This window comes from Dactylosporangium sp. NPDC049140 (assembly GCF_040648435.1).
This window is the reverse complement of sequence record NZ_JBEZDS010000114.1, coordinates 1-8,407: the sequence shown is the minus strand read 5'-3', so window position 1 is coordinate 8,407 and position 8,407 is coordinate 1. Positions and strand designations below refer to the sequence as shown.

Annotated in this window: 7 protein-coding genes; 4 read left to right on the top strand and 3 right to left on the bottom strand. The window is 73.7% G+C overall.

Going from position 1 to position 8,407, the window contains the following annotated elements; genetic code table 11:
• Positions 1-99 precede the first annotated feature (99 nt).
• A complete protein-coding gene (locus tag AB0B76_RS58320; protein ID WP_360394908.1) occupies positions 100-1,002 on the bottom strand; it encodes a lytic polysaccharide monooxygenase in 903 nt (300 codons plus the stop codon).
• Between the two features lie 143 nt (positions 1,003-1,145).
• On the opposite strand from AB0B76_RS58320, the gene AB0B76_RS58315 reads away from it, so the two are divergent.
• On the top strand, positions 1,146-1,811 hold the full coding sequence (locus AB0B76_RS58315) for a Type 1 glutamine amidotransferase-like domain-containing protein (RefSeq protein WP_360394905.1): 666 nt from the start codon (positions 1,146-1,148) through the stop codon (positions 1,809-1,811).
• Between the two features lie 72 nt (positions 1,812-1,883).
• Here AB0B76_RS58315 and AB0B76_RS58310 read toward each other — a convergent pair whose 3' ends face one another.
• Complete coding sequence (locus AB0B76_RS58310; protein ID WP_360394903.1) at positions 1,884-5,069, bottom strand: tetratricopeptide repeat protein; 3,186 nt, start codon at positions 5,067-5,069, stop codon at positions 1,884-1,886.
• A gap of 189 nt (positions 5,070-5,258) precedes the next feature.
• Positions 5,259-5,897 carry a hypothetical protein gene (locus AB0B76_RS58305; protein ID WP_360394900.1) on the bottom strand — a complete coding sequence of 213 codons (639 nt, stop codon included), beginning with the start codon at positions 5,895-5,897 and terminating at the stop codon, positions 5,259-5,261.
• Between the two features lie 131 nt (positions 5,898-6,028).
• On the opposite strand from AB0B76_RS58305, the gene AB0B76_RS58300 reads away from it, so the two are divergent.
• From AB0B76_RS58300 to AB0B76_RS58290, 3 genes are read left to right on the top strand one after another with little or no spacing between them, the layout of a single operon-like run.
• Positions 6,029-7,345, top strand: coding sequence for a condensation domain-containing protein (locus AB0B76_RS58300; protein ID WP_360394897.1), 1,317 nt, complete (start codon positions 6,029-6,031; stop codon positions 7,343-7,345).
• A 43-nt stretch (positions 7,346-7,388) separates the two neighbouring features.
• Positions 7,389-8,003 carry a hypothetical protein gene (locus AB0B76_RS58295; RefSeq protein WP_360394895.1) on the top strand — a complete coding sequence of 205 codons (615 nt, stop codon included), beginning with the start codon at positions 7,389-7,391 and terminating at the stop codon, positions 8,001-8,003.
• A 24-nt stretch (positions 8,004-8,027) separates the two neighbouring features.
• Entirely contained in the window at positions 8,028-8,351 is a 324-nt protein-coding gene (locus AB0B76_RS58290; RefSeq protein WP_360394893.1) for an AAA family ATPase, read from the top strand.
• The last annotated feature ends 56 nt before the right edge of the window (positions 8,352-8,407 follow it).

Genomic DNA, 8,407 nt, shown 5'->3' with positions numbered 1-8,407 from the left:
ACGAACCGACAGCCGGGTCCCGTGCCACACCGGCGCGGGACCCGCGCACCGCCGGGACCTCCGCCGTCAGAGGGTCAGGCCCTCAAGGAACGGCCCCGGTCAGCGGCCGGCGTGGACGCCCGGGGTGCGCCTGCGCCGCATCAGGAAGGACGCGACCCCGGCCAGGGCGAGCAAGATCGCCCCACCGACCCCGGCGACGACCGGCGTCGAGGCGATCCCGGACGTGGCGGTGAGCTGCGGCGCGCCGCCCGAAGGTGTCGGCCCGCCGGAGCCGGGCACGTCGCCGGCGGCGGCGCTCGCGATGGCCAAGGAGCCGTTGCCGTTGCCTGCGGGGGCCGCCGGGGAAGCCGCCTGCGACGTGGTGCTGGCGGCGGCGAACACCACGTCGGAACACGAGTAGTAGGTGTCCTCGGTGCTGGTGTTCTGCCAGATCGTGTAGATCAGGTGCGGGCCGGACTTGCCCTTGGGCAGCGTGCCCTTGATCGTGTAGGCCTTGTTCTGCAGCACCGGATCGGTCGCCGTGGCGAACGGCGCCGTCTCCAGGTCCGACCAGCGCAGCGCCCGGCTCGGCGAGTAGCCGTCCTTGGTCACGTACACCCGGAAGCTGCCCTTGTGCGGGATGGTTTCGGCGTACTGGAACACGAAGCCCGCCCCGGCGGTGAGCTTGGTCGAGGGCCAGTCCGCGCGGGCCAGGTCGAGGCCCTTGTACGCGTCGATCCCGCCGCTGCACAGCCGGCCGTCGGGGATGACCTGCCGATCGCGGCCGTTCACGTTGGCCACCCGGATGTTGTCCCATTCGGCGACGTCGGCCCCGGCAGCGATCGCGGCCTTGCACGCGGCCGAGCTCTTCTGCTGGGACGTGCCCGCGCCACACGCGTACGCCCGGCTCACCGGGGTCGACGGCGCGCCGTGCGCCTGCGCCGGGGCTGGGAGCAGGGCCAGGGGCGCCAGCCCACCGACCGCCAACGCGGCGATCGCGGCCGACGTACGGCGTACGGTCATGGCGGCAGCCCCAAACCTGAAGTCATCCACCCGGGTGGTACGGAGACGGGGGCGCCAGGGTTCACATGTCCGAACTACGATGGGTCCCGGCTCGATCCCTGGCCTTTCGGGACATCCACGTTCCGCTCGAGTTCGGAGGCACCGTGAAGCTCTTGCTCACCTCAGGCGGCGTCACGAACCCGAGCATCCACGCGGCGCTCGTGCAGCTTCTCGGCAAGCCGATCGCCGACTGCCACGCTCTCTGCGTCCCGACAGCACAGTGGGGTCATCCGATGTGCGGTCCGACATCGGTACGGGGCTTCGTAGCCGCCAAGCCCGAGCCCGACTGGCAGTATCTGTCCGGCCTGGGTTGGGCGTCCCTCGGTGTCCTCGAGCTCACCGCACTGCCCACCATCGGCGCGCAGCGGTGGGTCCCGTGGGTCCGCGAGGCCGACGTGCTCCTGGTCGACGGCGGCGATGCGACGTACCTGTGCCATTGGATGCGGGAGTCCGGGCTGGCCGATCTGATGCCTTCGCTGCCCGGCACAGTCTGGGTGGGAGTAAGTGCCGGAAGCATGGTGATGACGCCCCGGATCGGAGACTACTTCGTCGAGTGGCCGTCCGCGCCCGACGACCGCACCCTGGGAGTCGTCGACTTCTCGATCTTCCCGCACCTGAACGCTTTCCCCACGAACACCCCGGCTGACGCCGAGCGGTGGGCCGCCGACATCGGCGGCCCGGCCTACGCCATCGACGAACAGACGGCCATCAAAGTCGTCGACGGCTCGGTCGAGGTGGTCTCGGAAGGCCAATGGACGAAGTTCGGGTGATTGCCGCCCGGGCGGCCATCCGGATCTGCCTACCCGACCGGGGCACGTTCGCCGGCGCCCGCGGTACGACCGTCACGGAGCTGATCTTCGAACTCCCCGCAGCGCCGCGCTGACGCGCTCGGCGTCGGGCAGGCCCAGGTCGGTGTAGACGGTCAGGGCGTGTCGCCACGCGCGCCGGGCGCCGGTCCGGTCGCCGGCCGCGGCGCAGAGGCCGGCCAGGCCCTCGTGGGCGACGGCCTCCTGAAGCCGCTCGCCGGTCTCCGCGGCCAGGGCGAGGGCCTCGGCGTAGCGGTCCCGGGCCGCGTCCGGCTCGCCCGCGGCGGCCAGTGCGGCGCCCAGCCCGTTGAGCGTGTCGATCTCGCGGGCGCGCGCCCCGATCGCACGGAACAGGCTCAGGGCGCGATGGTGGTGCACGATCGCCTCCCCGGACCGGCCGAGGACGAGCAGCGCGCGGGCCAGGTTGTGCAGCGCGTCCGCCTGTCCGGCGGGGTAGCCGATGTCGGCACAGATCGCGTAGGCCTGCTCGTGACACTCGACGGCCCGGTCGGCGGCGCCGGTCTCCTGGCGGAGCAGGCCCAGCGTGTCCAGCGCGTAGGCCTCGCCGTGCCGCGCGCCGAGCTCGCGCAGCAGCACGAGAGCCCGGTCGAGGCCCTCGGCCGCGGCCTCGAGGTCGCCGAACTGCCGGTTGCCGGTGCTGATGTGGACGAGCTGGATCGCCTCGCCGAGCCTGTGGCCGGCCGCCCGGAACGTGTCGAGGGCGGCGTACTGGTACTTGCGGGCGCTCTCGTAGTCGCCGAGGCGCCATGCGGCGTTGCCGATCAGCTCCTGGCTGCGCCCCACACCGGCGGCGTCACCGGCCGTCCGGAACCGTTCCAGCGCCTGGTGGTGCAGCTCGAAGGCGTCCGCGAAGCGGCCGAGCCGCAGGTAGGTGATGCCGAGATGGTTCAGCGCCGTGGCCTCGGCGGTGGGGTCGCCGTACTGCCGGGCGGCCTCGCAGGCCCGGGAGTGCAGGTCCCGCGCCTCGGTGTAGTAGCCCAGGTCGAGATACCGCTGCAGGGTCCGGGCGATGGCGATCGTCTCGGCGGGCCGGCCGTGTCCGGCGAGCGCGACGGCGTTGGCGCGCTCGCGGTCCAGCCAGGCCCGGGCGGCCGCGACATGCTCGAACAAGCCGGCGAGGTCGGCCTCCGACTCGCCGGGCAGTACGGTCGCGATGGCGGCCGCGGCCGTGTCCACGTAGTACTCGATGAGGCGTCCGAGGGCCGCGATCCGCACGGGGTCGGGGTCCTCCTCGCGGCCGCGCTCGGCCGCGTACGCGTGCAGCACGTCGTGCATCGTGAAGCGGCCGGGTTCCGGCTCGGCGAGCAGGTGCGCGCCCGTGAGCTCGGCCAGCAGCGGCGTGACCTCGGCCCGGCTGTGCCCCGCGAGCCGGGCCGCGCCGGCCGCCCCGAGGTCGGGGCCGGGATGCTGGCCGAGGAGCCGCAGCAGCCGGGCGGCGGCCGGCGTCAGCTGCCGGTAGGAGCAGTCGAGGACGGCGCGTACGTCGGTGCCGGGCTCGTCCCCGTGCAGCGCATCGAGGCGGTCGGCCAACTCGGCCGCGAGACTCGCGAGCGGCAGGCCCGGCCTGGTCGCCGCCCGGGCGGCGGCGAGGGCGAGGGCGAGGGGCAGCCGGGCGCACCGCTCGACGATCGCGTCGACCGCCTCGGCCTCCGCCCGGAGCCGCTCCGCGCCCAACCGGCGGGTCAGCAGTGCGCGGGCCTCGTCGGGTGGGAGCAGATCCAGCGGTACCGGTTGCGCGCCCTCGGCCGCGACCAGCCCGGTGAGGCGGTGGCGGCTGGTGACGAGGGCCATGCAGCCGGGCGCGGCCGGCAGCAGCGGGCGTACCTGCTCCGCGTCACGGGCATTGTCGAGCAGCACGAGCATCCGCCGGCCGGAGAGCAGCGTCCGGTACTGCGCGGCGCGCGCCTCGAGATCGCCCGGCACCCGCCCGGGCGGCAGCCCCAGTGCGGTCAGGAAGCCGTGCAGCGCCTCGGCGGCGGTGACCGCGTCGCCGGTGGGGTGGAAGCCGCGGAGGTTGACGTAGAGCTGCCCGTCCGGGAACCGGGCCCGGACCCGGTGCGCCCAGTGCACGGCGAGCGTCGTCTTGCCCACGCCGGCGGTACCCGACACGACGATGACGGCCGCCGACCCGAGCCGGTCGAGCGCCGCGACGGCGGCCCCGCGCCCGGCGAACGCCTGCAGGTCGGCCGGCAGCTGGGCCGGTGCCGGCCGGGCGGGCGCGGCGACCGGCGCGGGTGCGTGCGGTACCACCGCGGGCTCCTGCCGCAGCACCCGCCGGTGCGCGGCCGTCAGGTCGGGGCCCGGCTCGACGCCCAGCTCGCCGACGAGCCGCTGCCGGATGCGCCCGTAGACCGCGAGCGCGTCGGCCTGGCGCCCCTCGGCCGCCAGCACCGCGATGAGCCGCGCGTGCAGCAGCTCGTGGAGCGGGTGCGCGGCGGCGAGGTCGCGCAGGGCGGGCAGGCAGCGATGGGCCTGCCCGGCGGCGAGGGCGAGCCCGGCGTGGCGCAGCGCCATCCGCACCCGCTCCTCCACGACGGTGGTGACGAGCGGGTGGTCGCGCAGTCGCGGCACGTCCTCCAGCGGCGCGCCCCGCCACTGCCGGGCGGCCCGCTCCAGCAGATCGAGCGCCTGCTCGGGCGGGGCCGCGGCGGCCGCCAGGACATCCCGCCGGAACGCGCCGAGGTCGAGCCGGTCGTCGGCGACCTCGAGCCGGTACCCGCCCGGCGTCCGGTGGATGACCGGGTCCCCGTCGCGCCCGCCCGCGCGCAGCGCCGAACGCAGCCGTGACAGGTGCGTGTAGAGCGCGCCCGCGGCATCCGCCGGCCGGCCGCCGTCGTGCAGCAGCTCGAGCAGGTCCGCCAGCGGTACCGCCGCATTGGCCGACAGCGCGAGCCGCCCGAGCACCGCCCGCCGGGCCCCGCGCCCGACCGGCACCGCCTCGCCGCCGCGCTGCACGAACAGCGGCCCGAGCACCCCGATCCGCACGGGCGCTTCGGCATCGACGCTCGGTCTCCCGGCGTCCAGCCCCAGCACCTCCGCGAGTGCCTCGGCCGACCCGCGGTGCGGCCGGCGGGTGCGCCCCTGCTCGAGGTCGCGGATCGCCGTCACGCTGAGCCCTACCCGCTCGGCCAGCTCCCGCTGACTGAGCCTGGCCGCCACCCGGTGCCGCCGCAGCAGCGCACCGAACTCCTCGCCACCCATACGGGCAGGGTACGGGTTTCACCTGCAAGATCACGGAAAGGCCTACCCGTGATGATCGATCCGCGCCATGTCGGACGGGCGCCGCGGCCGATCACGGGGCGGCCGCGGCCCCGCCCTGCTTACCCTGCCCTCAATGGCGCCCGAAGCAGCGTCTCATCGCCGCCGGGGTTGTCACACGCCTGATGACCTTCACGTGGTCTCCCCGTCGTCCAAACTCGGGTGGAGTGCAGGGCGGTAGCCCGCCCGTAACGCTGCCACCGACGCCGGCGGGGTGAGCAGCTCGGCCCGGTGCGGCAGCGGTCGCGGCGGGCCGTATCCGTTGCTCGTCCACGGCAGGAACCGCCGCTGGGATATGAGCCCGATGGTGCCGTCGTGCCGGACCATCGCGCCGGTGGGCAGCTCGGCGCATCGAACCGGCCGGGTGACCTGCCGGCGGGTCCGTGATTCGACGCGCTCATCGTGCAGGCGCGCGTCCATCTCGTGCGCCCACGGTCGCCGGGCGAGGCTCTCGGCAGCGCGCCACGCCTCGGCGTAGGCGAGGAAGTCCGCGCGCCGGCAGTACGCGCACGGCCGGTGCCCGGCGGCGAGCGCGGTCGCCTCGTCGAGGAAGAACAACGCCGTCCAGCGGCCCGGCGGCATCGGGTCGCGGCGAACCTCCTTCCAGGTCAAGGTACAGCAGATCCAGAGCTTCGACCGCCAGCGGGCGACGCCGAGCTCCCGGCCGATGCCGTGCAGGCAGCCCCGATTGCCCATCAGCGTCCCGCGGGCAGGGTCCGCGACGATGTCCCCTGTCGGCAGGACCCGGTTCTGCAGCGGTCGGCGATCCACCAGGCGAGCGTACGACCCGGCCTGAAGGACCACCGGCCCGCCTCGACGCATCGTTGATGTATGGCTATCTACCGATAGAGTGCCTCGCTGGGTATCGTCCGTCGAACGGAGCCACCGAGATGTTGAGCGGCTTGGTAGAGCGAGTCGGCGTCCCGTTCGCGGGTGACGGTGGCGGGGTGGGCCCGCTGAGCTGGGGTCAGCAGTCCATCTGGAAGGAGATGGCGACATCCGGCAGCTCGCTGGCGATGAGCGCGGTCAGGGCGCTGGAACCCGGCGCGACCCTGGACCGGTTCGTCGATGAGTACTCGTTCTACCTGAGCCGGTACCAGTCGATGCGCACGCTGTTGCGTTTCGCGCCCGACGGCAGCGTCTCGCAGGTCGTGGTGGACTCGGGGACGGCCGAGATCGAGGTGTACGACTCGGGAGACCGGGATCCGGCCGCCGTCGCCGCCGAAGTGAGCGCGCAGCACTACGCCGTTCCCTTCGACTACGAACGGGAATGGCCGATGCGGATGGCGCTCGTCCGGCAGGCCGGGGCGCTGACCCACCTGGTGGTGACGCTCTCGCACCACGTCGCCGATCCGACGGCCGCGATGGCCATGTTCGAGGACCTGAGCAACCGCGACGCCTCGACGGGCGAGCCGCCGCGGCCGCCCGGCCTCCAGCCGCTGGAGCAGGCGCGGCTGCAGCTGACCCCGTCGGCGTTGCGCCAGAACGAGGCGGCGCTGCGGTACTGGGAGACGCAACTGCTGACACTGCCGCCCCCTCGGCTCCCAGTACCGGACGATGCCGCGCCGCCGGAGGACCGCTACTGGGAGTTGGACTTCCTCTCGCCCGCCCTGTACCGGGCCCTGCGCGCCGTCGCCGCGCGGCTCGGCGTGACCACGACACCCGTCCTGTACGCGGCGTTCGCGCACGCGTTGGGGCAGGCGACGGGCACCACCCGGGTGGCGACGATGATCACGGTGAACAACCGGTTCCGCCCCGGCCTGGCCGATGCCGCCGGGCACATGAGCCAGCACGGCCTGTGCACGCTCGACCTCGCCGAGGGCGGGTTCGACGACCTCGTACTGCGGGCGCGGCGCCGCCTGCTCACCGCGCACAAGAACGCGTACTACGCGCAGGGCGACGTCGACGGGCTCATCGCCAGGATCGGCCGGGAGCGCGGCGTCAGCTTCGACCTGCTGTGCCTGTTCAACAACCGGCGCTCCGAGGACGGACCCATCAAGACCGCGCCGGCCGCGGCGGACGTGCGCGCCGCCGGTGCCACCACGTTCGACTGGCGCCGGCTCCCGAGCCTCCACCAGCGCCTGATGGTCCACGTCAACGACGCCGTCGACGCCCTCAGCGTGCGGGCGCAGGCCGACACCACCGCCATCAGCCGCGGCGACCTGACGGTACTGCTGCGGCGCATGGAGGCGACCGTGGTCGACGCGGCGCTCGCATAGGTCGGGGCGGTGAGCGGTCAACGCGGCCAGTATCGTCTCGGCCATGTTCCGTCGGATCATTGCCGTGGCTTCGTGCGGTGTCGTCCTCGCCGGCTGCAGTGAACCGACCGGGGTCGGCACCGCGCCGCCGCCCACGGCATCGCCGGCGCCGCGCCCGATGCAGGCCCGCTGGTGGGAGTGGGCCACCACCGAACCCGTCGACACCAATCCGGTGGCCGACCGCACCGGCGCGCACTGCGCCCGTAACCAGCCCGATGATGTGTGGTTCCTTGCCGGTACGTTCGGCGGGCAGGTACAGCGGCGTTGCACCGTACCGCTCGGCGTACGACTGGTCGCGCCCGCGATCAATCTGGTCAGTGGCGACGAAACCGACTGCGGCAGCTACATGGCCGGCGCCGATGGCACAGTCCAGTTCGACGGGGTGGAGGTGCCCCTCGAGCGCATCGAGCACGAGACCATCACGTTCGTGGCCGCGCCGGGCAACCCGGTAACCGGCACCTCGGGCAAGACCCGAGGCATCGCGTGCGGGCTCTGGGCCCGGATCGATCCGCCCAGCACCGGCGAGCACCAGGTCCACATCCACGGGAAGTCGGGCACCTTCGCGGTGGATGCGCAGTACACGTTGGTGGTGACGGCAGCGAGCCAGTCCGCGGCATAGGCGAGTCGCCGCCCGGCGCCGTGGGTGACGAAGCCGCGCGGGAGGCGCTGCGGGAACGGCTGCTCGTCGTGCATCGCCGAGGGCCGTGACGTCGTCGTGGACTCGGCCTTCTGGCAGCGGTCGCGGCGGCGGGAGTACCAGACGCTCATCGAGCGGGCCGGCGGGCGCTGGCGTCTCGTGTACCTCGAGGCCGACCCGGAACTGCTCCGGCAGCGCCTCGTGGTGCGGGCCGCGCGGTTCGACGCCAACGCCGCGTTCCCGATCACCGATGACTTGCTGGCCTCCTACCTCCGGGACTTCGAGCCCCCGTCGGGCGAGGGCGAAGAAGTGATGGTCGTGCGCGACTGACCGGCAGCAGTGCCACGGTGTCCGCGGATACCGTGGCACTGCGTTAGGGCGAGCCG